A 24,511-nucleotide genomic window follows, 5' to 3' on the forward strand; every position below is an offset into this window, starting at 1 on the left:
CAGGGGCAGAAGGCGATTGTGATCGAAACGGATAACCTTGCTTCCCGCAGTAATGAATCGCCCTACCGGGTTCTCGCTTGGTGGGATGTCGATATGCATATCGGTGCTTACAAGAAACACAAACTGACCGCCCGACCATTGCGTAACCTTGAGCGCATTCTCGGACACCGGGTTCACGTTGAAAGTCGGTGGCGTCATCGAGGATTACCGGATGGGGTGCGGAAGCTTGAAGCTTTCAATTATATCGATGTTGCAGACCCGGCGCTTGCCGCGTTTTTTGTTCTTCAACAAATTTCCGGCTTATCCGAATGGTTTTCCGGGTTCGGCTACAGACCGGTTACTTCGCGGTCTGAAGATGAAAATACAGACGGTGACACGATCTGTACTTTCTATTGGTACGAATTGGATCAATATGAAGCATACCGTCACATTCGATCCGGAGGCGTCATGCTCGTTCTGGTCGAAAAATTACCTGTCCGAACACGTAATTCATCCCGTCCGATCATTGGAATAAGACAGAGTCGGCAACCAAGATATAGCTACAATGTAAAAATCGTGATTCAGTTCTTTTGCGGCAATAGACAAAAGCTCGTCGAATATCACTGGCCAAGATTGATGAAAAGATATGCATTTGAGCCAGAAGACCGTGTTGAATTCGGACCGCCATCTAACAACGGAAAACCGAATCAGATTTGCGTTAGCGCGATGTTAGCGGACCTAACTGAGTACCAGGCTGTCGCTTATTGTCTTGCACGGACTGAGCGTTGCCGTTTCAAGCTTGGAGGGCCGGGAGAGGCCATCTTTCAAGCCGAACGCTTTCCCGATCACGAACCCTTTGACGGGATGTTTTCAATTTTGCTCACGCGAGGGCAGGCACAAGAGTGAGTCGCGAGGAGGATTGATACGATGGACACCGGCCTGACCACCATCCCGGAAGCCGCAATCGAAAAGCACCGCGCCACGGCGCAGAGCTTCATCACCCGCGTCGTGGTTCTGGAAGACCCTGCGCGCGAATCCGGCACAGCACTTGCCGGCACCAATCGCCGCTTTGTCTCGACAGTCTCGGTCGGCTCGGTGCGCCGTACCCGCGAGGTCGAGCTTACCAAGACCGTCGCCGCGATCCATCCCGACGACCAGTTGATGAGCATCCCGCAGCACACGCTGCTGTTCCGCGCCCGCCGCGGCCTGGCGATAGCGCTCGCCATCTCCGACGTCTTCGCCGAGGGCTCCGACCTCGAAAGCCTCCAGGCCAAGAACACCCGTGCGCCTCTTGAGGGCGATGAGGCGGCGACCTTCAAGAAGCTTCTGTCAGCCTCGGCTTACGTTTCAGCCTTCAGCCTCGCCTCTTACCTGTTCCAGCTGATCGACAGCGACGGCGAGGCTCCCAACGATATCCCCGAACCGGACTTCCTGTTCGACACGCCGCAGGACGCGGTGAAGTCGATCGTCGCCGGGTTGGACAAGGCGATTGCAGGCTCCAAGGACGATGGCGACCTGACGGCGCGCGCGCGAGCTTTTGCACGGGTCGCCATTGATGGGCTGCTGGCCCGCAAAGGCCGCTTCGACGGCATCGGTCCGTTCGAGAACGCCCATATCCGCATCGACGCCGACGATTTCACCCTCGACGGCTTCGACGTCGCGCCCGGCAAGCGTTCGAAACCGCTGGTGATGACCTTCAAGAAGCCCGAAGAGGTCGTCGGCAACCACATCGCCAAATACCAGTCGGTTAAGCTCGCCAAGATGCTGATGGCCTATGATTTCGAGCGCGAGCTGAACCCGTTCGTCGAGCTCGGCGGCTTCCTCTTCACCTTCATCGGCGATGGCGCGCCGGGCACCGGCAAGACGACGCTGATCCAGATGATCGCCGGCCTCGTCAACAATTATTGCCAGGTTGCCGGCTATCCCTTCGCCTATGAGAATTTCGGCGTCGACCAGATCTCGTCCTACCAAGGCAAATCCGGCCAGAATTGCCGCCAGTTCATCAACAATGTCTTGAACCCACGTGTCATCGGTTTCGGCACCGTCGACGACATCGACCAGGTGGCGGCCCGCCGCTCCGACGACCGCGCCTCGGCCGGCCAACAGGAAATCACCGGCGTCTTGATGGACGCCTTTGCCGGCGCCGGCACGGTGGTGCGCGGCAATTGCTCGTTCGGCATGTTTTCCAACTATCCCGAAAATGTCGACGATGCGCTGCGCCAGCGCGCCGGGGCCCGCTGGCTGGTCGACGGCCCACAGAGCCGCGACGACTATATCGACATCTTCGTCCTGCTTGCCGGCAAGAACCACAAGATCCCACTCGGCGACCACAAGCTCTACGCCGCGCAGGAGATCCAGCGCGCGATGACCGAAGCCTATGAGGAGCACGAGAAGCCTCAGGAAGACGGGCTGATGAAGGTCTATGAGCGCTACATGAAGGAGAATGGCGCGCCGAAATCGATGGCCGACATCGGCACCTATCTGCACCTGATCAAGGATGCCGAGCCGCGCTTCACCGGCCGAGCCATCAAGAACGTCACCGACGCCATCAAGATGCGCGCCATGGACATCGAGCTGCCCGACGACTGGTTCGAGAAGCCGGAAGCCTTCATGCACAAGGGCTACGACGAGAAGAAAGCCATGATCGAGGAACTGCGTGGGCCGTTCTCGATGGACATGGTCATGCAGGAGATCAACCGCTACGCCGACTCGGAGTTCCGCTATTCCGACAAATCCGACGACGCCGCGGTGGAGAAGCTGCTGCGCGACGCACGCCTGCGCGAACGGGCGGGGCGCGAGATGGAGGAGATGAAGAAGAAGGGGCTGTGGAATGCGTGAGCTTCCTTCGCTGCCCGCGGGTGCTGAAAGGCTTGGCGCTAACGCTGACGCCCCCCTCTCCCCGTCCTTCACGGGGCGAGGGCAAGGGTGAGGGGCGGCGCATGCGTGGACCAGAGATCGCTACGACCATACTGGCAGCTATCGAACAGCGCCTCGATCGGCACATCCGGACCAATGATCTTCGATTTTTGCCGCCAAAGGCCATGGGGAGACATGTCCTTGAATGCTAGCGCTGCCCCTCACCCTTGCCCTCTCCCCGTGCAGAACGGGGAGAGGGAGGCGTCAGCGTTGGCGCTTCGCCACAACAGGCAACGCCACTCGGAACGTTCTGCATGAGCCACGCCAAAAAGCCCGACCTTCTCCGCGACAATGAGCTGATCTACGGCCGCTTGCTCACCGTCGACGAGCCGCACCTCATCCAGCGTTACAACAAGGCGCTTGTCGCCTTCGGCCTCAAACCGACCAAGCTGAAGAGCTTCCAGATCGACCGCACCGGCTTCTCGCCCGAAGTGGCCGAGGAATGCGGCGACTACGACTATCTCGATCCCAACGAGGTCAACCGCCGCTTCGTCATTCTGACGCCGTCGCAGATCGATCTGCCGGTGGTGCACACCGCCTTTTCCAACACCTCGCAGCTGATGTTCGAGTTCATGTCCAAGAACCAGCGCGCCATCGATGCGCTGACCATCAAGGATGTCATCTACGGCGAGATCGAGGATTCCGTTCCCCTGGTCAACGACATCGAGGATCTGCTGTCGATCAGCCAGGTCGAGTTCAGGGTGCTTTCGGCCGAGGACGTGCTGGGCAAGGCCGCCGAACTCGGCAAGCTGGTCGACCGGCTGAAGCAGGAGCCCGATGCCTGGCGCGACAACACCATGCTGAGCCGTATGGTGGAGCTGGCGAAGGTCTGCGGCGATATCCGTGAGAATGCGCTGGTGCCCGACCAGGTGATCTTCCGCCACAACGCCTACTGGACCAGCCATTTCGGCGGCGTCTACGTCTTCGTCGATCCTGATATGACCACCGTCATCGGCGACCCGGCCGCCCCCGGCTTTCGCCGTTCGCGGCCCTGGCAGGTCAGCTATCTCTCGATCAACGATGCCGACAAGGTGTTCAAGTTCCTGGCCAGCACCGGCCGCATCGAACTGCCGCGCGCGTCATGGGTCGAAAGCTCGGGCTATCTCGAGCATCGCGCCGAGATGGTGGTGCGCGCTCTCATCCGCGACACAGAGCCGAACCGCAATTTGACCGAGGTCGACAAGGTCTGGCTGCAGACCTGGATCCATGGCCATGCCGATCTGATCACCAAGGACGGCAATTTCCCCTTTCTCAACGCCGCCAAGCGTGAGATCGCCCAGCTCGGCCATCTCAAGATCGAGGATGTGTTTCCGCAACAGCGCTTCCTGGTCGTGCGTGGCAAGCCCGACCATCCCGACGCCTGGCTGACCAACCAGCTGATCTCGGATTTCGTGCCGCAGGACTTTGTCTCGCGTTACGTCTTCAACAAGCCGGGCTTCTACAAGGACTATGACGGCTACAGCGACGCCTGGCGGTCGCATGTTGTGGACGTTCTGAAAACCACATATTTGAAAGACAAAGTGGCGTTTCGCACGCGCCTTTACGGCCTGACTGACTGAGGGGTGAACGAGAGCCATGCTTGATCCGATCGTGAATTTCTTCACCCGCATCTTCCAATGGATAGGCCGCGGCATCGGCCTCGTCATCGGCGCGATCCTGTGGCCGTTCCTCTGGGCTGGGCGCTGGTATACGCAGCGCGGCTGGATCCTGAAGGCTGTGGTCGGCCTCGCGCTTCTGGTGTTGATCGGCCTCTACGCCAATTTCTTCTACGCCACCCAGTGGTGGAACAAGTTCGATCCCAACTACGTCGACAAATACACCTTCGAGAACCGCAACATTTCCGCCGGCGAACAGGTCGCGGCCGGCGCCGGCACCGACACCGCCAAGACCTGCGGCAATTCGGGCATCGCCCAGGTGGCGGCCGACCTGACGGACTTCAACGTCAACCAGAATGCCTGGATCTCGTCGATGATCCTCTACAAACTCGGCCTGTTCGGCATCGACTGGGACAACACGCCGTTCATGGACAACAAGGCCTCGTTCCAGCGTGGCATCAACCAGGCGGTGCGGCGCACCGCCACCGAGCTTGCCGACAATCTCGGCCGTGTCCGCACCACATCGCAGATCGACGGCGACCTGCAGGATGCGCGCGGCAATCTGCAGTTCGACGAGGAGACCTGGTATTTCGGCCTCAACCCGTTCGGCCCCAAGACGCCGACGCCGAGCTATTATCGCGATGCCGTCACCAAGCTGCGCTCCTTCAACGCCCGCCTCGGCAGCTGCCAGGCGACGTTCGATGCCCGCGCCGACAATCTGAAGCAGTATATCGACCGCATCTCTTCCGACATCGGTTCGACATCGGCGATCCTCAAGGAGCGCGCCGAAAACCATAACAATGGCTGGTTCGACTTCCGCGCCGACGACCGCTTCTGGTTCGCCTATGGCCAGCTCTATGCCTATTACGGCCTGATGAAGGGCGCCCAGGCCGACTTCGAGGACGTCATCAAGGAAAAGCATCTCGGCAATCTGTGGGACACGATGGATGCGCAATTCGTCTCGGCCCTGCGCATCCAGCCCTTCATCATCGCCAATGGCCGCGAGGATGGCTGGATCATGCCGACGCACCTGACGACGATGGGTTTCTACGTGCTTCGCGTGCGCTCCAACATGGTCGAGATCAGCAACGTCCTGACTCAGTAGCGTTCACTGCTTTCCCGGCGAGCGATGGCGAATTTGCGCCGTCGCCTCTGTCGCATTCCGTGCATTGGGCGGCTGTTTTGAGACGGCGGAACGTCGCGTCCTCTGGCTTCTATACGGCGCGGCAACGGAGCCAGGAAGAACCGGCGACAGGTCGGCCGGCCGCGGAGACACTTTCTTCATAGGAAACATAGTTGCATGCAAGTTGACGCCGCGGGAGCGACAGGGTTAGAACATGCCCGCGCCCGGGTTCAACATGCCTGCGAGTGAGATCAAACCCGTCCCCTCCACCGTCCAATCCGAAGGAAAGCCGTCATGGCCGAAGTGAAGTCCGACATCGAGATCGCGCGCGGCGCCAAGAAAAAGCAAATCCAGGAGATCGGCGCCAAGATCGGCATCCCGACCGAGCACCTTTTGCCCTACGGCCACGACAAGGCGAAGATTTCGGCCGAATTCATCAAATCGGTGAAGGGCAACAAGGACGGCAAGCTGATCCTCGTCACCGCCATCAACCCGACGCCGGCCGGCGAAGGCAAGACGACCACCACCGTCGGCCTTGGTGACGGTCTGAACCGCATCGGCAAGAAGGCGATCGTCTGCATCCGCGAGGCTTCGCTCGGCCCGAATTTCGGCGTCAAGGGCGGTGCCGCCGGCGGCGGCTACGCGCAGGTCGTGCCGATGGAGGACATGAACCTCCACTTCACCGGCGACTTCCACGCCATCACCACGGCGCACAATCTTTTGTCGGCGCTGATCGACAACCACATCTACTGGGGCAATGAGCTCGGCATCGACACCCGCCGCGTCGCCTGGCGCCGCGTCATGGACATGAACGACCGGGCGCTGCGCGAAATCATCTGCTCGCTCGGCGGCGTCGCCAACGGTTATCCGCGCGAGGCAGGCTTCGACATCACCGTCGCCTCTGAAGTGATGGCGATCTTGTGCCTTTCCACCGACCTCAAGGATCTGGAAAAGCGCCTCGGCGACATCATCGTCGCCTACCGCCGCGACAAGAGCCCGGTCTATGCCCGCGACTTGAAGGCCGACGGCGCCATGGCGGTGCTGCTGAAGGACGCCATGCAGCCAAACCTGGTGCAGACGCTGGAGAACAACCCTGCCTTCGTGCATGGCGGCCCGTTCGCCAACATCGCGCATGGCTGCAACTCGGTGGTCGCCACCACCACGGCGCTGAAGCTCGCCGACTACGTCGTCACCGAAGCCGGCTTCGGCGCCGACCTCGGAGCCGAAAAATTCTTCGACATCAAGTGCCGCAAGGCGGGTTTGAAGCCGGCGGCTGCCGTCATCGTCGCCACCGTGCGCGCCATGAAGATGAATGGCGGCGTCAAGAAGGAAGACCTCGGCAAGGAAAACATCGAGGCAGTCAAGAAGGGCTGCCTCAATCTGGGCCGCCACATCGAGAATGTGAAACAGTTCGGCGTGCCTGCGATCGTGGCGATCAATCATTTCACCACCGATACCGAGGTGGAAATCCAGGCGATGAAGGATTTCGTCGCCTCGCTCGGCGCCGAGGCGATCCTGTGCAAGCATTGGGCCAATGGCTCTGCCGGCATTGAGGAGTTGGCGCGCAAGGTCGTCGAGATCGCCGAATCCGGCGCCTCGCAGTTCGCGCCGCTCTATCCCGACGCAATGCCGCTGTTCGAGAAGATCAACACCATCGTCCAGCGCATCTATCGCGGCGACGAGGCGATCGCCGACAAGTCGGTGCGCGACCAGCTGCATGCCTGGGAGCAGGCCGGCTACGGGCACCTGCCGGTCTGCATGGCCAAGACCCAATATTCCTTCTCGACCGACCCGAACCTGCGTGGCGCGCCGACCGGCCACACCGTGCCGGTGCGCGAGGTCAGGCTTTCGGCGGGCGCCGGCTTCGTCGTCGTCATCTGCGGTGAGGTCATGACCATGCCCGGCCTGCCCAAGGCGCCGTCCTCGGAAAAAATCTTCCTCAACGAGATCGGCCAGATCGAAGGCCTGTTTTGAAAATTTCGAGATCGTTGCGAGATCCAAGAAGGGCGGCCACTGGCCGCCCTTTTGCTTTTCGGGGACAGATTTGCCTATGCAGCGTTGCGCGCCAGCGCGCGCTGGTTTGACGCATAGGGCGTGTCGCGTTCGGGCAAAGCACCGGTCTTCAGGCAATCGATCCATTCGGCGGTCTTGAGCACGGCCGCAAAGCGCGACTGCAGGATGATGGACACCACGCGGTGGATCTCCTCGGCCGAGGCGTAGCCGGCGCTGTTGGCGTAAGGCAGCGAACCGGTGGCGTCGGATAGGAACTCGACCGCAAAGCCGACATGCGCGGCGTGGATGATGGTCGACAGGTCGCAATTATGCGTCATGTAGCCGATCACCGTTATCGTATCGATAGTATTGGCGCGCAGCCACGCCTCGAGGTCGGTGCCGGCAAAGGCGCTAGGCAGTGACTTCTCGACATAGTGGTCGCGGCTTCGCCGGGCGATATCGGGATGCAGTTCGCCGCCATGGCTGCCCTTGGCGAAGACTGGCGAGGTCTCGGGCGCCATCTGCTTGACGACCACCACCTTCACGCCGGCCGCAGCGGCGGCATCCATAGCGCGCGCGACATTGACGACGCTGTCGCGGAACGGCGGACACTGGATGGCGAGGTTGCCGCCATCATAATCATTCTGGACATCGATGACGATGAGTGCGCGGCGCGGCGTGATATTGGCGGACATGGTGTTCTCCTTCGGGCTTGAATGGGACAGGTCGAAAATAGGCGAATCCCCCGACTGCCAAAAGTGGCCCGATTGACATCATTCGAAAGAATTGGGACAATCCGCTTTTCGCTTGCTGGAAACACGCATGGCCGACCCGATCATTGCCGTTCTCGCCTTTGACGGCATCAGCCCGTTCCACCTCTCCGTGCCGTGCGTGGTGTTCGGCACCGACCGCACCAAGCTTGGCCTGCCGCGTTTCGACTTTCGCGTCTGCGCGCTCGACGATGGAGCGATCCACACCGATGCCGGGCTGACCATCGCGGTGCCGTATGGCCTTTCCGCATTCGACGATGCCGACATTGTCATCATTCCGAGCTGGAAGGATCTCGAGGCCCCACTTCCGCCGCCGCTCCTGGCAGCGCTCACCCACGCGCACCGGCGCGGTGCGCTGATCGTTGGCCTCTGTCTCGGCACCTTCGCCATTGCCGCCGCCGGGCTGCTTGCGGGCCGGCGTGCGACGACACATTGGGCCTCCACCGACCGGCTGCAAACATTATACCCGGACATCGAAGTCGACGCCGACGTGCTCTATGTCGACGACGGCGACATCGTCACCTCGGCCGGCGTCGCCGCCGGGCTCGATTGCTGCCTGCACATTGTGCGCGCCCGCTATGGCGCAGAGGTAGCGCTGCGGCTGGCCAGGCACATCGTGCTGTCGCCGCACCGGCAGGGTGGGCAAGCGCAGTTCATCGAGCGCCCGCTGGCGAAAACCCCGGCCACCGACCGCTTCACCCTGGCGCTCGACACGGTGCGGGCAACGCTCGGACAAACGCACAACCTCGACCGCGTCGCGGAGGCCGCGGGCCTGACCCGGCGCACTTTCACCCGCCGTTTCCAGAAATCGATCGGCACCAGCTTTGGCGAATGGTTGGCCGGCCAACGCATCGAACTGGCGCAACAGCTGCTGGAGGCGACGGAAAAATCGATGGACATGGTGGCCTTCGAAGCCGGCTTCGGCAGCGCCACCTCGCTGCGCCAGCATTTCGCCGCACGGCTCAAGACGTCACCGGCCCAATACCGGCGTGAATTCTCGCGGCGAGCCGGTCCGGACGAGCGTATGGCACGCACGGCTTCATACTGACCGCCCACGACGAGTTCAGCCCCGCTTGACCGCCCGCGCCGGATTGCCGACCACCGTGGTGTTGTCAGGCACGTCGCGCGTCACCACCGCGCCGGCGCCGACTATGGCGCCATCGCCGATGCTGATGCCGCCGAGGATGATGGCGCTGCCGCCGATCCAGGCGTCATCGCCGATGGTGACCGGCCTGGCAATCTCCAGTCCCGACTGACGGCCAGCGGCCTCCTTGTGGTGCTCGGCGCAGTAGATCTGCACATTGGGGCCGAGAAGCGTCCGCCTGCCGATACGCACCGGCGCGGTGTCGAGGATGGTGCAGCCGGCATTGAGGAAGGCACCGTCGCCGAGATGGATGTTGAAACCGTAGGCGCAGTGGAACGGCGCCTCGATGCGGGAGCCTGCGCCCGCGCTGCCGAGCAGCGCCAATAGCGCCGGGCCGATATTGCCGCGTTGCTGGGGCCGTAGCGTATTATGCTCGAACACCGCATCGCGCGCGATCGCCCGCAGCGCCTCCAGTTCGTCGTCGATGCAGATGTACCATTCGCCTGCAATCATCCTTGTGCGTTCGCTTCCGGCCATCACAGCGACTCCGTCCCTTCGTCATGTTCGACTGGTTACCAAAGTACAATGCTCACTGATGGAAGAAGCACCATCGCCTACTCTCGTCAAACGCAGGACCTATGCTAGCTTGCCCTCGTGGGCCAGTCCCGGGCCTGCTTTCGAGGGGATCGACATGCTCTATTTGCTTGCACTTCTGATCGGCGTGATTGCCGGTCTTCGCGCCATGACCGCGCCGGGCGCGATCGCCTGGGGCGCGTATCTCGGCTGGCTGCCGGTGGCCGGCACCTGGGCAAGTTTCATGGGCCATTGGGCCGCCGTCGGTATCTTCACCATCCTCGCCATCGTCGAACTGGTCACCGACCAGCTGCCCTCGACGCCGAGCCGCAAGGTGCCGCAGCAATTCGGCGCCCGCATCCTGCTTGGCGCCTTCAGCGGCGCGGTGATCGGCGCCACTGCCGGTTCCACCATTGGCGGCCTGATTGCCGGCGCCATCGGCGCCGTCATCGGCACCTATGGCGGCGCCGAAGCGCGCGGCCGGTTGGCCGCCGCCTTCGGCAAGGATTTGCCTGCCGCCCTCATCGAGGACGCGGTGGCGATCATCGGCGGCCTGCTGATCGTGGCGGCGGTGGTATGACTGCCCAAGCCTCAGACGCCAAGACATACGACGCCATCATCATCGGCGCCGGACAGGCCGGCCCTCCTCTCGCCGGCCGGCTGACGTCAGCCGGCATGAGCGTGGCGCTGATCGAGCGCAAGCTGGTCGGCGGCACCTGCGTCAACACCGGCTGCATGCCGACCAAGACCATGGTCGCCAGCGCCTATGCCGCGCATCTGGCGCGGCGTGCCGCGGACTACGGCGTGACGTTCTCAGGCCCTGTCGGCGTGAACTACAAGAGGATCAAGGCGCGCAAGGACAAGGTCACAAACGACTCCCGCAGCAATCTGGAGACGTGGATCGCCGGCATGAAGGGCTGCACGCTTTATCGCGGCCATGCCCGCTTCGAATCCGCCAACACCGTGCGTATCGGCGACGACCTTCTGACCGCCGAAAAGATCTTCCTCAACACCGGCGGCCGCGCCTCGGTGCCCGACCTGCCCGGCGTCAACGGCGTCGACTACCTCACCAACTCCTCGATGATGGACCTCAACATTTTGCCGCGCCATCTCATCGTCGTCGGCGGCAGCTACATCTCTCTTGAATTCGCGCAGATGTTTCGCCGCTTCGGCTCTGAAGTCACCGTCATCGAGAAGAGTTCGCGCCTGACCGGCCGCGAGGACGAGGACGTGTCGGCGGCCATCCTATCGATCCTCGAAAACGAAGCCATAGAAGTCCATGTCGGCGCCGACGACATCCGCTTTGCCAGACAGGGCAAGGACATCGCCGTGACCTTCTCATCCGGCAAGCCGCCGGCGGTCGGCTCGCATGTGCTTCTGGCACTCGGCCGCACCCCCAACACCGACGATCTCGGCCTCGACAAGGCTGGCATCGCGGTCGATCTGCGCGGCTTCGTCACCGTCGACGACCAGTTGCGCACCAGCGTGCCCGGCGTCTGGGCAATGGGCGACTGCAACGGCAAGGGCGCCTTCACCCACACCTCCTACAACGATTATGAGATCGTCGCCGCCAATCTGCTCGACGACGATCCGCGCAAGGTCAGCGACCGCATCGAGGCCTATGCGCTCTACATCGATCCGCCGCTCGGCCGCTGCGGCATGACCGAGGCGGCGGTGAAGAAATCCGGGCGCAAGGCGCTGGTCGGCCAGCGGCCGATGACCCGCGTCGGCCGCGCCATCGAAAAGGGCGAGACGCAAGGTTTCATGAAGATCCTGGTCGATGCCGACACCAGGCAAATCCTCGGCTGCTCCGTGCTCGGCCCCGGCGGCGACGAGGCGGTGCACTGCGTGCTCGACCTGATGTACGCCAAGGCGCCGGTCGATACGCTGGCGCGCGCCGTGCATATCCACCCCAACGTCTCGGAGCTGTTGCCAACCATCGCCCAGGAGCTGAAGCCGCTCGCCTGACATGACTCCGCGTCAAGCTCAGCGCTTTCTGCATTGGTGCGTTGCAGCAATGTGCATTGCGCGCGGCAAGGCTTCTCGTTCAGTCTGAATTGAACCGATTCAGTCTGGATTTTCCATGCCTTTGCCGATCCTTGCGCTTGCCATTGCGTCCTTTTGCATCGGCACCACCGAATTCGTCATCATGGGCCTGTTGCCGGAGGTTGCGGCCGATCTCGGCGTGTCGATCCCCTCGGCCGGCCTGCTGGTCACCGGCTATGCGCTGGGCGTCGTCTTCGGCGCACCCATCGTCGCCATGGCCACCGCGCATCTGCCGCGCAAGCCGGTGCTGGTCGCGCTGACGGCGATGTTCGTCGTCGGAAATCTGCTCTGCGCCATTGCGCCCAATTACTGGCTTCTGATGGCCGCGCGCGTCTTCACCGCGTTCGGTCATGGCGCCTTTTTCGGCATTGGTTCCGTCGTTGCCGCCAGCCTGGTGCCGCGCAACAAGCGCGCCAGCGCCATGGCGATGATGTTCGCGGGATTGACGCTCTCCAACATTCTCGGCGTTCCTGCCGGCACCGCGCTTGGCCAAGCCTTCGGCTGGCGCTCCACCTTCTTCGCCGTCGTCGGCATCGGCCTGATCTCTGTTGCCGCCATCGCCTGGCTGGTGCCATCCAATGTCGTCGAACCGAGCGGCGGCGGCCTGCGCAGCGAACTGCGCGTGCTGGGCAAGCTGCAGGTCTGGCTCGCCATGCTGATCGCCTCGCTGGCCTCGGCCAGCCTGTTTGCCGTCTTCACCTACATCAAGCCCTACCTTACCGATGTCTCCGGCCTGTCGACCTCCGCGGTCACCTGGGTCCTGCTGCTGTTCGGCGCCGGCATGACCATAGGCAACATCATCGGCGGCCGGCTGGCCGACTGGAAATTGATGCCGACGGTCATCGGCACGCTGCTTTTGATGGCAGTTCTGTTTGTCGGCTTCATGCAGTACGGCGCGATCGCCAGCGTCGCCATCGGCATCGTCTTCTTGTGGGGACTGCTGATCTTCGTCGTCGTGCCGCCGCTGCAGATCCGCGTCGTCGAAACGGCTTCGGAAGGGCCGAACCTCGCCGCCACGCTCAACCAGGGCGCATTCAATATCGGCAATGCCAGCGGCGCCTGGATCGGCGGCGTGGCTCTGTCGGCCGGCGTTTCCTATGCTCATTTGCCGCTGGTCGGCGCGGTGCTGGCCCTGCTGGCGGTCAGCGTAGCCGTTGTCTCGCAGGCGCTCGAAGGATCGGCGCCGATGACGACGGTTCCGACCGCCGCCGAATAATTCCATTGCGCCCATGGCGGCGCGAACTGGACCAATCGACAGCCCTTCGGCAAAAGTGCATGTGTTCTGCCTCTTATCCTGGAGGCATCCCATGCAGAAATCGATCGAACGCATCGCCGGCGATACCGAAGGCGTTTCCTACGAATTCCCGGTGTTCCGCTTCGCCGGCGCCGACAAGGCAGCACCTTCGGCCTACCTGCAGGCAGCGCTCCACGCCGGTGAATTGCCTGGTGTCGTCGCCATCGACGCGCTGATGCCGGCGCTGAACAAGGCCGAAGCGGAAGGCCGCATCAAGGGCAGCATCACGGTCGTGCCCTGGGCCAATCCGATCGGCCGCGCGCAATATCATTTCGGCGAGCACCAGGGCCGCTTTCATCTCGGCACCCGCAACAATTTCAACCGCGGCTTTCCGTTGCTCGCAGCACCGGACGCCAAGCTTTTGCCCGACACCACGCTTGGCACCCCCGACCAGCGATTGAAGACCCGTCTGGTGCAGCTGTCGCTCGGCCACGACATCGTGCTCGACCTGCATTGCGACGACGAGGGCCTTGCCTATCTCTACGTCCACGCCAGCCTGTGGCCGGCGATGGCCGATTGCGCCGCCGCCATGGGTATCGACGCCGTGGTGTTGTGGAGCGAGGACGCCGACGGCACCTTCGAGGGCGCCACGATCATGCCCTACCAGAACGTCCCCGCCAACGTGGCGAAGCTCGACCGCCGTGTTGCCACCACGGTAGAATACCGTGGCATGCTGGATGTCGACGGCACGCTGGCAAATTCCGATGCCGCAGGCCTCTACCGGCTGCTGGTGGCGCGCGGCGTCATCGCCGACACCGCCCTTCCCCCGCCCAGCCCGTTCAAGGGCCTCGTCGCGCCGCTCGAAAACATCGACATGATGCCGGCGCCCAGGGCCGGCGCCATCCTCTACGACGTCAGGCCCGGTGACCGCGTCGCGAAGGGCGCGCGCCTCGCCACCATCGTCCACACACCGGGCGAGGCCGGCGGCCGCACCGAGGTGCTGGCACCGCAGGACGGCGTCATCCTGACCCGCCGCTCGCGCCGCATCATCCGCGCCGGCGAGGATCTCTTGAAGCTGGTCGGCGACAAGAAGAGCGCCGACGCGAGGTCAGGCACGCTGGAGGACTGAGCTAACCCGAAATCGCCAGCCGCGCTTTGGCCTCGAGCCATTCGGCCATCTGCCGGTACGGCACCGGGCCGTGGCTGACACGGGCGACACCAAGCTCGGCCAGGCGCTGGCGCGGCGGCACATGCGCCAGCGCGATGATGTTGACCGGCAGCACGGTGGCCTTGCACAGCGCCTCGATCAGACCCTCGTCGCCGAGCCCCGGCGCAAAGAAGCCGCTAGCTCCTGCCTTTTCATAAGCGTGCGCCCGCTCGATGGCCTGGTCGAGCAGCACGCTGTCATGCGCATCCGGCTTGGCCTTGAGGAAAATGTCGGTACGGGCGTTGATGTAGGCGGGAATGCCGGAAGCCTTCACCGCCGCCGCTGCCGCCACGATCCGCTTCACCTGTACCGCGATGTCGTGCAGACCAGCGCCGCCGACGATCTGGTCCTCGAAATTGAAACCGATGGCGCCGGCCTGCAGGGCACGTGTCACCGTCTGGGCGACAGTCTCCGGCTCGACGCCGTAGCCGCCTTCGAGGTCCATGGTCACCGGCAGGTCGACTGCCGCCACGATGCGCCTGATGTTGTCCAGCGCTAGCTCCAGCGGAATTTTCTCGCCATCGGCATAACCAAAAGCAGCCGCGACCGGCCAGCTTCCGGTGGCGATCGCCTTGGCGCCCGCCCTCTCGACGATCTTGGCCGAGCCCGGATCCCAGGCATTGTAGAGAACGATCGGGTTGCCCTTGACATGAAGGGCATGGAACGTGCGTGCGCGCTCGATCTGCTCGGTCATTGCTGTCTTCCCGTCTTTCCGATGTTGGACGAACAGTCTAGGCAGGACCCCAAGCCTTGGCGATGTGCCATGGGCTGCAGAAGCGGCGGCCACAAACAGGCCTTTCAAACCTGTTGCGCATCCGGCTTTTCGCCGCTATGGATTTCGCCCATGAACATGCGCTCGATCAAGACCATTTGGTGGTGGGCTCGCTGACAGCGGCCTGTTCGAACGCGTGCGCGTGAAAATAGAGGGTGGCCGCAACGGAATGTCCGGGCGGCCATTTGTTTTTTCAAAGCCATTCCCGGGTCCGTTGCCCCAACAAGCCATATGGAGACGGCAATGACGATGAAGGCTCTGGAAAACGGCGCGGAAAGCTTCGTGACCGCAGGTGGTGTCACCATCACCCGCGAACGCCACGACAAGCCTTACGCCGGTGCGATCGATGCTTATGTCGACGGCTTGAACTCGCGCCGTGGTGCGGTGTTTTCCTCGAATTACGAATATCCGGGCCGCTACACACGCTGGGATACGGCCATCATCGATCCGCCGCTGGTGATTTCCGCGCGTGGCCGCGCCATGCGCATCGAGGCGCTGAATGGCCGTGGCGAAGTGCTGCTGCCGGTGATCGGCAAGACGCTGGCCGGCATTGCCGAGGTGACGATTGCTGAAACCTCGAAAAAGCTGATCCGCCTCGATGTCGCCAAGCCCGGCCGCGTCTTCACCGAGGAAGAGCGCAGCCGCGTCCCCTCTGTGTTTACTGTGCTGCGCGCCATCACCGCTTTGTTCAAGACCGATGAAGACGCCAATCTCGGCCTTTACGGCGCCTTCGGTTACGACCTCGCCTTCCAGTTCGATCCAGTCGACTACAAGCTCGAGCGCAAACAGAGCCAGCGCGATCTCGTGCTGTTCCTGCCTGACGAGATCCTGGTCGTCGACCATTATTCGACCAAGGCCTGGACCGACCGCTACGACTATTCCGGCGACGGTTTTTCAACCGAGGGGCTGCCGCGGGACGAAATTGCCGAACCGTTCAAGACCGCCGACCGCATCCCGCCGCGCGGCGACCATGAGCCGGGCGAATATGCCAATCTGGTGCGCAAGGCGATGGACAGTTTCAAGCGCGGCGACCTGTTCGAGGTCGTGCCCGGGCAGATGTTCTACGAACGCTGCGAGACGCAGCCTTCCGAAATCTCGCGCAAGCTGAAGTCGATCAACCCGTCGCCCTATTCCTTCTTCATCAATCTCGGCGAAAACGAGTATCTGATCGGCGCCTCGCCCGAAATGTTCGTGCGCGTCAATGGCCGCCGCGTCGAGACCTGCCCGATATCCGGCACCATCAAGCGCGGCGACGACGCCATTTCCGATAGCGAGCAGATCCTGAAGCTGCTCAACTCCAAGAAGGATGAATCCGAGCTGACAATGTGCTCGGACGTCGACCGCAACGACAAGTCCAGGGTCTGCGATCCGGGCTCGGTGCGCGTCATCGGCCGCCGCCAGATCGAAATGTATTCACGCCTGATCCACACCGTCGATCACATCGAAGGGCGCCTGCGCGAAGGCATGGATGCCTTCGACGCCTTCCTGTCGCATGCCTGGGCGGTCACCGTCACCGGTGCGCCGAAACTGTGGGCGATGCGCTTCATCGAGCAGAACGAAAAGAGCCCGCGTGCCTGGTATGGCGGCGCCATCGGCATGGTCAATTTCAACGGCGACATGAACACCGGCCTGACGCTCCGCACCATCCGCATCAAGGACGGCATTGCCGAGGTGCGAGCCGGCGCCACATTGCTCTTCGACAGCATCCCCGAGGAAGAAGAAGCCGAAACCGAACTGAAGGCATCCGCCATGCTCTCCGCCATTCGCGACGCCAAATTGGGCAATGCCGCAGGCGCCGAACGCACCACCGCGCGCGTCGGCGACGGCGTCAACATCCTGCTCGTCGACCACGAGGACTCCTTTGTCCACACACTGGCCAACTATTTCCGCCAGACCGGTGCCAATGTCTCGACCGTGCGTTCGCCGGTGCCGGAAGAAGTCTTCGAACGGCTGAAGCCCGATCTCGTCGTGCTGTCGCCCGGACCGGGCACGCCGAAGGATTTCGACTGCGCCGCGACCATCAAGAACGCCCGCGCCCGCGACCTGCCGATCTTCGGCGTCTGCCTTGGCCTGCAGGCGCTGGCCGAGGCCTATGGCGGCGAACTCAGGCAGTTGCACGTGCCGATGCACGGCAAGCCGTCGCGCATCCGCGTCTCCAAGCCCGGAATCATCTTCTCCGGCCTGCCCAAGGAAGTGACCGTCGGCCGCTACCACTCGATCTTTGCCGATCCGGTGCGGCTGCCCGACGATTTCATCGTCACCGCCGAGACCGAGGATGGCATCATCATGGCCTTCGAACACCGCAAGGAGCCGATCGCCGCCGTCCAGTTCCATCCGGAATCGATCATGACGCTCGGCCACAATGCCGGCATGCGCATCATCGAAAACATCGTTGCGCATCTGCCGCGCAAGGCCAAGGAAAAGGCCGCTTAGAAACGATGGCGGCGACGGACAACATGGCGGCGATCGCAGCGAAGGCAGCGGCCAGGCAAAGGATCGCCAGCCTTGCCTTCTGGTCGATTGTCATCGCCTGCGTGGTGCTCGCGCTCAAGCTTGCCGCATGGTACGTCACCGGCTCCGTTGCGCTCTATTCGGATGCGCTGGAGTCGATCGTCAACGTCATAGCCTCGGCCGCCGCCTATTGGGCGGTCCTGGTCAGCTACAAGCCGGCCGACCAGGACCATCCGTTCGGCCACCACAAGGCCGAGTATTTTTCGGCGGTGCTGGAAGGCGTGCTGATCGTGCTCGCCGCGCTTTTGATCCTCAACGAGGTCTGGCGCTCCTGGCAGACGCCGACCCCGCTCGAACAACCCTGGGAGGGCCTGGCGATCAACGGCGTCGCCACCGTCATCAACGCCTTCTGGGCCTGGACGCTGATCCGCGCCGGGCGCAGCGCAAAATCACCGGCGCTGGTCGCCGACGGCCGGCACATCATGACCGACGTCGTGACCTCGGTCGGCGTCTTCGGCGGCCTCGTCGGCGCTATCCTGACCGGTTGGCAGATCCTTGATCCGGCGCTTGCCGTCATCGTCGCGCTCAACATCCTGTGGCAGGGCTGGCACGTCATCGGCTCGTCGATGAACGGGCTGATGGACCGCGCAGTGGACACGACCGAACACATGCACATTCGCGACATCATCTCGGCCAATTGCAAGGGCGCGCTGGAGGTTCATGACCTCAAGACCCGCATCGCCGGCCGCGCCACCTTCATTGAGTTCCACCTGGTCGTCGACGCCGACATGACGGTCGGCGCCAGCCACGTCATTTGCGACCGCATCGAGGACGCGCTGAAGGCCGAAATCCCCTCGGTGCGCGTCACCATCCATGTCGAACCGGACGACGAGGCGAAGCTGCCGAAAGGCACGACGGCGGTGCCGTTCGCGTGAGGAAAAACTCAGGGCATCATCCTCGGGCGAGGATCTGCCGACCTCGCCGGATCGATTGCGCCATTACCGCCATGTGGGGTAGCCCGCCAATGGCTACATCCAGGCGTTGATTGCCTCCAAATCGGGCAGCGCCTGCTGCTCAAGCGCGCGCCAGCTCGGCCTCGGCAAAAGCGTAGTCAGGCGAACCGTCTAAGTTCGTCAAATCCAAACTCGGCAAGCGAAGTCCGATCCAAGGTAGCACCCGCTTGCGATCGGCTCATCATGTGTCGGTCGACATGTCATCCCATTCCTGCCCCATATACCCAATCAGCCAATTGAGCGCGTAATGACGTTCGACAACCACGTCTCGTTCCAATCCTGCCGGCGCGGCTTTCCCATTCACCCGCGCATCCATCACAGCCCAATTGTACCGATAGATCAGATCGGCAGCATCGAGAAGCTCGCTTTGCGGGCGCAAATTGGCCCGCTTGAGCAGCCCTTCCGTGTCGAGGTCACGCAACACCGAAACCATACGCGACACATCGCAAGGCTTGTCTGGACGCCCAAGGTTTTTGAAGACTTGCAACGCCCACAACATTACGAAAGCCCCTTCATAGCGCCCGCTAAAATTTGCGCGATCTTGCTCGGTTGCAACGGGGTTACCGACAAACGCTTGCTCTTTGGGCGTAAAAAACCCTTCGGCTCCAAACTGGCTGATCAAGTTGCTTAAAAGATTTCGATCATTGGTCTCCGCTGTGACGGCCACGATCACCAGTGCGATGGCGCGTTTAACCACTTCGTCCTTCGTTCGTCGCCGACTTTCGGCTTCGGTTTCGATCGTCGGCAAATGGTCGATGAACGGCACGCCCTCCTTCTTCAACTGTGCTGTTGAGGCCGCCTTGCGAGCCTCAGCCTCGCCTTCAGCGTTGGCGGAACCGATGAAAGCCAAGGAAGTCAGAAAACCAAGAAAGCTGCGACGCATCATATTCATTTCCAAATGGCTGCTAAAGTGACTAAGGCGCACACGCCGACTGCGGCATGGCCTCCAACCGGTAAACCTTGTCGTCCGACTTCGTCTTGCCATCCGCCGTCTTCGAGCACAAATCGACGATCGCCAGGCTGCTATTGGGGTTGGCCAGCATCAGGGTGCCGTTGGCGCCGCGCTTGAGGAAGATTTCCTTTTGCGCGATATCGCAGGAAAAGTTGCTCATCTTCGAACTGGCCGCGCAGCGCCATTGATCCGCTTCGCCCTGGCAGGAATAGGTCTGCGTGACCTTCGTCCCGTTCTTCCTGGTGGTCACCGAAACGGCGACATCGGAGCCGTCGGGCCAGTTGGCGACATCGCCTGAGGCAAAGGAGGCGAGTTCGGCCGGCCCGCGGAAGACCCGGATCGACTGCGTCACCTGGTCGGGATGCGAGGAGAGATGCGCGGCATCGTAGTCTCGCCCGAAACAGAAAGGCTGGTCCGGCTTCAGTCGCTCGCGCAAGGGAGCCCCAAGCGCCGGATCGATCGGGTCGATCTTGGCGAATTCAGCCTGGCAGGTTGCGGCCGGCATCGGGTCGAGGTGGAAATTGTTGTCCTCCGAGCCCAGAGCCTGCCGGTCATATTCGGCTTCGCCCAGTTCGTCTTCCGATCCGGCGTCGAGATAGAGATCGGACGAGACGTCGGTGAGGATCAGGCGGCCTTTGTCATCGAGCTTCAGCGACGCCATGGTGCGGTCGCAGTCCATGCCGCAGCGGATCGGACCTGACTTGCCGTCCTCGGACTCGTGATTGCACCAGCCGCCGGCCCATTGCGGCGCCTTGGCGCCGCGCACCATGGTGGTGAGAAAACCGTTGTAGGAGGTGTCGGCGTTTGCCATCGGCTCCTCGTTCGGATGGCTCACCGGATCATGGCCATAGAGGAAGAAGATCCGCGCCACCTTCTGCTTTGGATGCGCCTTGAGGTGCGCCGCATCATAGACGCGGCCGAAACAGGCATCGGCGCCATTCGGGCTGAGTTCGGGTAATTTAAGCACATCGTCGGCCGCGGCCGAACCCGCAAGCGCGCCGAGCAGCACGGCGCCAAATCCAGCGCTGGCAACAACCTTCCACTTCCTGAACGCCATGTGACCCCCTCCTCGCATCGACAGGACGTAACGTGAATTTATGCTAGTATCATGGCCGCAGCCACGCAATTTGCGGGGAGCGCCAAGCCGAGAGGATGCCATGCGTCGACGCGACATGTTCCGGGCCAGCCTTGCCGGTGCCGCCGGCCTGTTCGGGCTGAGCCGGGCCGCCGCCGCTGAAGACAGACCGAAGGTCGCCTATCACCTCAGCGACCTCGATAAGGTCAACTTCGTGCTCGGCAACATCAAGAACCACTATGAAGGCACCGGCGGCAATGTCGACATCGTGTTGGTCGTGCATGGTCCGGCCCTCGCCGGCTTCAAGTCGAAAGGCATATCGGCGGCGATCTCGGGACGCTTTGCCGGCCTTGTCCAGCAGGGCCTTGAGCCGCATGCCTGCGGCAACACCATGCAAGGCATGGAGATCACGCTTGCCGACCTGCTCGAGGGCTTCCACGCCGCCGACAAGGGCGGCGTCGTCAAGCTCGCCGAACTGCAGCGCCAGGGCTACGCCTATCTCCGGCCCTGAGCCGCCACGGGCTTGAACGTGAAGGCCATGAGAGCCTACGAAGGGTGGCCAAACAGCCCGAAGGAAAGTGCTCATGACCGCGACCACCCTCGTCATCCCCGATCTTGCCGGCAAGGCGGTGCTGGTCACCGGCGCTTCGACCGGCATCGGTGCCGCCCTTGCACTGGCCTACGCCGCCCAGAAATGCCGGGTCGCCCTGCACTACAATTCGAGCCGGGAGGCCGCAGAAACGCTGGCCAAAAACATCCGCGACAGCGGCGGTGAGGTGTTCCTGACACAGGGCGACTTCTCACAGGCAGCCGATGTCGAGCGGGTAGTCGAGGAGAGCGCCGAAACATTCGGGCGGCTCGACGGGCTGATCAACAATGCCGGCGGCATGCTCGGCCGCGTACCTTATGCGGAGCAGACCGAGGCGCACTACGACGCGGTGATGGACCTCAACGCCCGCTCGGTGCTGACGGCCTCGCGCAAGGCGATGCCATGGCTGAAGAAGCAGGGCGGCTTCATCGTCAACACCTCGTCGATCGCGGCGCGCAATGGCGCTGGCGGCGGCGCCGGGCTGTACGGTTCGGCCAAGGCCTTTGTCTCCAATGTGACGCGCGGCATGGCCAAGGAACTGATCGGCTTCGGCATCCGCGTCAACGCGGTGGCGCCGGGCACCATCGCGACACCCTTCCATGAGCGCTATTCCACCGACGAGCAGATGAAGGGCATGGTCGCCACCATTCCTCAAGGGCGTGCCGGCACGGCCGAAGACTGCGTCGGCGCCTTTCTCTTCCTGTCCTCCGATCTCCTGAGTGGTTACATCACCGGCCAGGTGATCGAGGTGAACGGTGGCCAGTTGATGCCGTGAGCCGGCAATTGCATACTGCGTCTCGCAACCATGCATGTCGTGCGCACGTTTGCTGAGGTTGGAAGAAGGGGAGAGGCAATGTACGGATTGATCGGAAAGATGCGGGCGTCGCGCGGCCAGCGCGACGCGATCATGGATGTGCTGCTCGCCTCGACCGGCGCCATGCCGGGTTGCCTGAGTTATGTCATCGCCCGCGACCCGGCCGATGCCGACGCGATCTGGGTGACCGAAGTGTGGACCGACGCCGCAAGCCACAAGGCTTCGCTGCAGCTGCCGGAGGTCCAGGCAGCGATCGCCAAGGCCCGGCCGATCATCGCCGGCTTCGAATTCCAGGTCGAGACCCATCCGGCCGGCGGTTTCGGCCTGCCCGCCATCAAGAACGAGTGACATCCCAACGCGGGGTCGGGGTCGTGAATTTCGTCCGAGACAGCGTTCGCATTTTTCTCTTCCAGGTCTAAGACCCAAACATGGACTCTTCGCCAGACCAACCGGCCGTCGAACGCATGGCGCGCATGCGTCCGGTTCGGCAGTGGGTGGTGCTGCTGATCGTCTCGCTGCTGTTCGCCGGCGCGCTGGAATACGCCGCACTGCCGGCGGCGCTGCTGATCGGCCCGATGCTGGCGGCGATCCTTGCCGGCACCAATGGCGCCACGGTGCGCGTGCCGCGGCCGCTGTTCGCCGCCGCCCAGGCCTTGGTCGGCTGTCTGGTCGCGGCGTCGATCTCCACCGACATTTTTTCGGTGTTCTACAAGGAATGGCCGCTGGTCCTTGTCGTGGTGCTGGCGACCCTTGCGGCGTCCAGCCTGCTTGGCTGGTTGATCAGCCGCTGGCGCATCCTGCCCGGCACCACCGCGGTCTGGGGCTCGTCGCCGGGTGCTGCCACTGCCATGGTGCTGATGGCCGGTGCCTTCGGCGCCGATCAGCGCCTCGTCGCCTTCATGCAGTATCTGCGCGTCATCTTCGTCTCGATGACGGCAGCACTCGTCGCCAAGATGTGGGTCGACACTTCGGGCATCGAGGTACCAGCCATCGTCTGGTTCCCGCCGATCGAACCGGCAGCCTTTGCCGCCACGCTCGGCGTGGCGCTGGTCGGCGGCCTGCTCGGCCGGTTGTGCCGGCTGCCGTCACCCTTCTTCCTCGGCACCTTCATCATCGGCACCATCGTCCATCTCGGCTTCGGCGTGGCGATGCAATTGCCGCCATGGCTGCTGGCGCTCTCCTATGCGATGGTCGGCTGGTCGATAGGGCTGAATTTTACCCGGGCGATCCTGCGTCATGCGACACGGGCGCTGCCGCAGATCGTCGGCTCTATCGTCGTGCTGATCGCCTTTTGCGGCGGGCTAGCCTGGCTGATCAGCCACGTCCTTGGTATCGATCCGCTGACCGCCTATCTCGCGACCAGCCCCGGCGGCATGGACAGCGTCGCCATCATTGCCGCCGCCGCCCAGAACGTCGACATATCCTTCGTCATGGCCTTGCAGTCGGCCCGCTTCCTGGTCGTGCTCATCGCCGGGCCGAGCATAGCGCGGCTGATGGCGAGAGCCGTCAGGGACTGAGATTCAAATATCCAGGGAAGAGGAAAAGTGCCCATGAAACGTCGTGTGAATGCCGTCGATCTCTCAGGCCGGGTCGCCGTGGTGACCGGCGGCGCGCAAGGCATCGGCCTTGCTGTCGCCCGGCGACTGCTGTCATCGGGCGCCAGCGTCGCCATCTGGGATGTGGACGAGACCGCCATGGCGAAGGCCGTTTCCGAACTCGCCCCGCTCGGCCGGGTCGAGGGTTTGCTGTGCGATCAATCGCTGATGGAGGCCGTCGACAGCGCCGCGACCGAAACCGAGCGCTCGCTTGGTCCGGTCGATCTGCTGGTAAACAATGCCGGCATCGCCGGACCGGCAGCGACGGTGGCGGATTATGATCCTGCCGCCTGGCGCCAGATAATCGACATCGACCTCAACGGCGTCTTCTACTGCTGCAAGCGCCTGGTGCCCGGCATGATCGCGCGCAGCTACGGCCGCATCGTCAACATCGCCTCGGTCGCAGGCAAGGAAGGCAATCCGAATGCCGCCGCCTATTCCGCCGCCAAGGCCGGCGTGCTCGCGCTGACAAAATCGCTCGGTAAGGAACTGGCCGGCCACGACATCGCCGTCAACGCGCTGACCCCATCGCCCGCCCGCACCCGCATCCTCGAACAGCTCACTGAGGCCCAGGTCGCCTACATGCTGGGCAAGGTGCCGCGAGGCCGGTTCGTCGAAGTCGAAGAGGCGGCTGCGATGATCGCCTTCATGCTATCGGACGAAAATTCCTTCACCACCGGCGCGACCTTCGACCTGTCCGGCGGCCGCGCCACCTACTGAGAAGCAGAGCT

The 24,511-nt window shown here is 62.9% G+C and carries 22 protein-coding genes; 17 read left to right on the forward strand and 5 right to left on the reverse strand.

Translation table 11 applies throughout. The features are described 5' to 3' along the window. Positions 1-18 precede the first annotated feature (18 nt). From NKI96_RS10300 to NKI96_RS10320, 5 genes are all read left to right on the forward strand, one after another. On the forward strand, positions 19-885 hold the full coding sequence (locus tag NKI96_RS10300) for a hypothetical protein (protein ID WP_155923211.1): 867 nt from the start codon (positions 19-21) through the stop codon (positions 883-885). A 21-nt stretch (positions 886-906) separates the two neighbouring features. Next, a complete protein-coding gene (locus NKI96_RS10305) occupies positions 907-2,817 on the forward strand; it encodes an ATP-binding protein (RefSeq protein WP_352804004.1) in 1,911 nt (636 codons plus the stop codon). Between the two features lie 332 nt (positions 2,818-3,149). After that, positions 3,150-4,454 carry a DUF6638 family protein gene (locus NKI96_RS10310; RefSeq protein WP_023823386.1) on the forward strand — a complete coding sequence of 435 codons (1,305 nt, stop codon included), beginning with the start codon at positions 3,150-3,152 and terminating at the stop codon, positions 4,452-4,454. Positions 4,455-4,470: 16 nt separating this feature from the next. Beyond that, positions 4,471-5,595 carry a DUF2333 family protein gene (locus NKI96_RS10315; protein ID WP_023686165.1) on the forward strand — a complete coding sequence of 375 codons (1,125 nt, stop codon included), beginning with the start codon at positions 4,471-4,473 and terminating at the stop codon, positions 5,593-5,595. A gap of 312 nt (positions 5,596-5,907) precedes the next feature. After that, positions 5,908-7,587: a formate--tetrahydrofolate ligase gene (locus NKI96_RS10320; protein WP_023669985.1), complete on the forward strand. Its 1,680-nt coding sequence runs from the start codon at positions 5,908-5,910 to the stop codon at positions 7,585-7,587. Between the two features lie 74 nt (positions 7,588-7,661). On the opposite strand, the gene NKI96_RS10325 is transcribed toward NKI96_RS10320, so the two are convergent. Further along, complete coding sequence (locus NKI96_RS10325; protein ID WP_023823385.1) at positions 7,662-8,300, reverse strand: cysteine hydrolase family protein; 639 nt, start codon at positions 8,298-8,300, stop codon at positions 7,662-7,664. A gap of 127 nt (positions 8,301-8,427) precedes the next feature. On the opposite strand from NKI96_RS10325, the gene NKI96_RS10330 reads away from it, so the two are divergent. Next, a complete protein-coding gene (locus NKI96_RS10330) occupies positions 8,428-9,423 on the forward strand; it encodes a helix-turn-helix domain-containing protein (RefSeq protein WP_023823384.1) in 996 nt (331 codons plus the stop codon). A gap of 15 nt (positions 9,424-9,438) precedes the next feature. Here NKI96_RS10330 and NKI96_RS10335 read toward each other — a convergent pair whose 3' ends face one another. After that, positions 9,439-9,996 (reverse strand): sugar O-acetyltransferase, encoded by a 558-nt coding sequence (locus tag NKI96_RS10335; protein WP_023669982.1) that lies wholly within the window; start codon positions 9,994-9,996, stop codon positions 9,439-9,441. A gap of 154 nt (positions 9,997-10,150) precedes the next feature. Between NKI96_RS10335 and NKI96_RS10340 the strand changes: the two genes are divergently transcribed. The 4 genes from NKI96_RS10340 to NKI96_RS10355 all read left to right on the forward strand — a co-directional run bounded on the left by NKI96_RS10340 (position 10,151) and on the right by NKI96_RS10355 (position 14,441). Then, positions 10,151-10,612 (forward strand): membrane protein, encoded by a 462-nt coding sequence (locus NKI96_RS10340; protein ID WP_023669981.1) that lies wholly within the window; start codon positions 10,151-10,153, stop codon positions 10,610-10,612. Further along, a complete protein-coding gene (locus NKI96_RS10345) occupies positions 10,609-12,000 on the forward strand; it encodes an FAD-containing oxidoreductase (RefSeq protein ID WP_352804010.1) in 1,392 nt (463 codons plus the stop codon). Before NKI96_RS10340 ends, NKI96_RS10345 begins: the two co-directional genes overlap by 4 nt. A gap of 115 nt (positions 12,001-12,115) precedes the next feature. Beyond that, positions 12,116-13,294, forward strand: a complete 1,179-nt coding sequence (locus tag NKI96_RS10350) for an MFS transporter (protein WP_352804013.1) — start codon at positions 12,116-12,118, stop codon at positions 13,292-13,294. Positions 13,295-13,385: 91 nt separating this feature from the next. Beyond that, on the forward strand, positions 13,386-14,441 hold the full coding sequence (locus NKI96_RS10355) for a M14 family metallopeptidase (protein ID WP_352804015.1): 1,056 nt from the start codon (positions 13,386-13,388) through the stop codon (positions 14,439-14,441). A gap of 1 nt (position 14,442) precedes the next feature. On the opposite strand, the gene NKI96_RS10360 is transcribed toward NKI96_RS10355, so the two are convergent. After that, positions 14,443-15,213, reverse strand: a complete 771-nt coding sequence (locus NKI96_RS10360; protein WP_352804018.1) for an isocitrate lyase/PEP mutase family protein — start codon at positions 15,211-15,213, stop codon at positions 14,443-14,445. Between the two features lie 321 nt (positions 15,214-15,534). Here NKI96_RS10360 and NKI96_RS10365 point away from each other — a divergent pair, with 321 nt between their 5' ends. After that, a complete protein-coding gene (locus NKI96_RS10365; protein ID WP_023741042.1) occupies positions 15,535-17,724 on the forward strand; it encodes an anthranilate synthase in 2,190 nt (729 codons plus the stop codon). A gap of 23 nt (positions 17,725-17,747) precedes the next feature. Beyond that, the gene (locus tag NKI96_RS10370) at positions 17,748-18,677 is read left to right on the forward strand and encodes a cation diffusion facilitator family transporter (protein WP_196813681.1); all 930 of its coding nucleotides are present in this window, start codon (positions 17,748-17,750) and stop codon (positions 18,675-18,677) included. A gap of 259 nt (positions 18,678-18,936) precedes the next feature. Here NKI96_RS10370 and NKI96_RS10375 read toward each other — a convergent pair whose 3' ends face one another. Beyond that, on the reverse strand, positions 18,937-19,641 hold the full coding sequence (locus NKI96_RS10375; protein WP_352804020.1) for a DUF4272 domain-containing protein: 705 nt from the start codon (positions 19,639-19,641) through the stop codon (positions 18,937-18,939). 28 nt (positions 19,642-19,669) lie between these two features. Then, the gene (locus NKI96_RS10380; protein WP_352804022.1) at positions 19,670-20,764 is read right to left on the reverse strand and encodes a hypothetical protein; all 1,095 of its coding nucleotides are present in this window, start codon (positions 20,762-20,764) and stop codon (positions 19,670-19,672) included. Between the two features lie 100 nt (positions 20,765-20,864). Here NKI96_RS10380 and NKI96_RS10385 point away from each other — a divergent pair, with 100 nt between their 5' ends. The 5 genes from NKI96_RS10385 (at position 20,865) to NKI96_RS10405 (ending at position 24,500) form a co-directional block, all read left to right on the forward strand. Next, complete coding sequence (locus tag NKI96_RS10385; protein ID WP_023686179.1) at positions 20,865-21,293, forward strand: DsrE family protein; 429 nt, start codon at positions 20,865-20,867, stop codon at positions 21,291-21,293. A 73-nt stretch (positions 21,294-21,366) separates the two neighbouring features. Then, positions 21,367-22,146, forward strand: a complete 780-nt coding sequence (locus NKI96_RS10390; protein WP_352804025.1) for an SDR family NAD(P)-dependent oxidoreductase — start codon at positions 21,367-21,369, stop codon at positions 22,144-22,146. Positions 22,147-22,224: 78 nt separating this feature from the next. Further along, positions 22,225-22,533 carry a putative quinol monooxygenase gene (locus NKI96_RS10395; RefSeq protein ID WP_023686181.1) on the forward strand — a complete coding sequence of 103 codons (309 nt, stop codon included), beginning with the start codon at positions 22,225-22,227 and terminating at the stop codon, positions 22,531-22,533. A gap of 80 nt (positions 22,534-22,613) precedes the next feature. After that, complete coding sequence (locus NKI96_RS10400) at positions 22,614-23,702, forward strand: AbrB family transcriptional regulator (RefSeq protein ID WP_023751272.1); 1,089 nt, start codon at positions 22,614-22,616, stop codon at positions 23,700-23,702. 45 nt (positions 23,703-23,747) lie between these two features. Further along, entirely contained in the window at positions 23,748-24,500 is a 753-nt protein-coding gene (locus tag NKI96_RS10405; protein WP_023669968.1) for an SDR family NAD(P)-dependent oxidoreductase, read from the forward strand. Positions 24,501-24,511 lie beyond the last annotated feature (11 nt).

This window comes from Mesorhizobium sp. M0292 (genome assembly GCF_040321695.1).
GTDB lineage: Bacteria > Pseudomonadota > Alphaproteobacteria > Rhizobiales > Rhizobiaceae > Mesorhizobium.

What these genes read in the sequence shown, in the direction of transcription:
- NKI96_RS10305 (WP_352804004.1), top strand. Translation starts at nt 907, where the DNA reads ATGGACACCGGCCTGACCACCATCCCGGAAGCCGCAATCGAAAAGCAC.
- NKI96_RS10310 (WP_023823386.1), top strand. Translation starts at nt 3,150, where the DNA reads ATGAGCCACGCCAAAAAGCCCGACCTTCTCCGCGACAATGAGCTGATC.
- NKI96_RS10315 (WP_023686165.1), top strand. Translation starts at nt 4,471, where the DNA reads ATGCTTGATCCGATCGTGAATTTCTTCACCCGCATCTTCCAATGGATA.
- NKI96_RS10320 (WP_023669985.1), top strand. Translation starts at nt 5,908, where the DNA reads ATGGCCGAAGTGAAGTCCGACATCGAGATCGCGCGCGGCGCCAAGAAA.
- NKI96_RS10325 (WP_023823385.1), bottom strand. Translation starts at nt 8,300, where the DNA reads ATGTCCGCCAATATCACGCCGCGCCGCGCACTCATCGTCATCGATGTC.
- NKI96_RS10330 (WP_023823384.1), top strand. Translation starts at nt 8,428, where the DNA reads ATGGCCGACCCGATCATTGCCGTTCTCGCCTTTGACGGCATCAGCCCG.
- NKI96_RS10335 (WP_023669982.1), bottom strand. Translation starts at nt 9,996, where the DNA reads ATGGCCGGAAGCGAACGCACAAGGATGATTGCAGGCGAATGGTACATC.
- NKI96_RS10340 (WP_023669981.1), top strand. Translation starts at nt 10,151, where the DNA reads ATGCTCTATTTGCTTGCACTTCTGATCGGCGTGATTGCCGGTCTTCGC.
- NKI96_RS10345 (WP_352804010.1), top strand. Translation starts at nt 10,609, where the DNA reads ATGACTGCCCAAGCCTCAGACGCCAAGACATACGACGCCATCATCATC.
- NKI96_RS10350 (WP_352804013.1), top strand. Translation starts at nt 12,116, where the DNA reads ATGCCTTTGCCGATCCTTGCGCTTGCCATTGCGTCCTTTTGCATCGGC.
- NKI96_RS10355 (WP_352804015.1), top strand. Translation starts at nt 13,386, where the DNA reads ATGCAGAAATCGATCGAACGCATCGCCGGCGATACCGAAGGCGTTTCC.
- NKI96_RS10360 (WP_352804018.1), bottom strand. Translation starts at nt 15,213, where the DNA reads ATGACCGAGCAGATCGAGCGCGCACGCACGTTCCATGCCCTTCATGTC.
- NKI96_RS10365 (WP_023741042.1), top strand. Translation starts at nt 15,535, where the DNA reads ATGACGATGAAGGCTCTGGAAAACGGCGCGGAAAGCTTCGTGACCGCA.
- NKI96_RS10370 (WP_196813681.1), top strand. Translation starts at nt 17,748, where the DNA reads ATGGCGGCGATCGCAGCGAAGGCAGCGGCCAGGCAAAGGATCGCCAGC.
- NKI96_RS10375 (WP_352804020.1), bottom strand. Translation starts at nt 19,641, where the DNA reads ATGATGCGTCGCAGCTTTCTTGGTTTTCTGACTTCCTTGGCTTTCATC.
- NKI96_RS10380 (WP_352804022.1), bottom strand. Translation starts at nt 20,764, where the DNA reads ATGGCGTTCAGGAAGTGGAAGGTTGTTGCCAGCGCTGGATTTGGCGCC.
- NKI96_RS10385 (WP_023686179.1), top strand. Translation starts at nt 20,865, where the DNA reads ATGCGTCGACGCGACATGTTCCGGGCCAGCCTTGCCGGTGCCGCCGGC.
- NKI96_RS10390 (WP_352804025.1), top strand. Translation starts at nt 21,367, where the DNA reads ATGACCGCGACCACCCTCGTCATCCCCGATCTTGCCGGCAAGGCGGTG.
- NKI96_RS10395 (WP_023686181.1), top strand. Translation starts at nt 22,225, where the DNA reads ATGTACGGATTGATCGGAAAGATGCGGGCGTCGCGCGGCCAGCGCGAC.
- NKI96_RS10400 (WP_023751272.1), top strand. Translation starts at nt 22,614, where the DNA reads ATGGACTCTTCGCCAGACCAACCGGCCGTCGAACGCATGGCGCGCATG.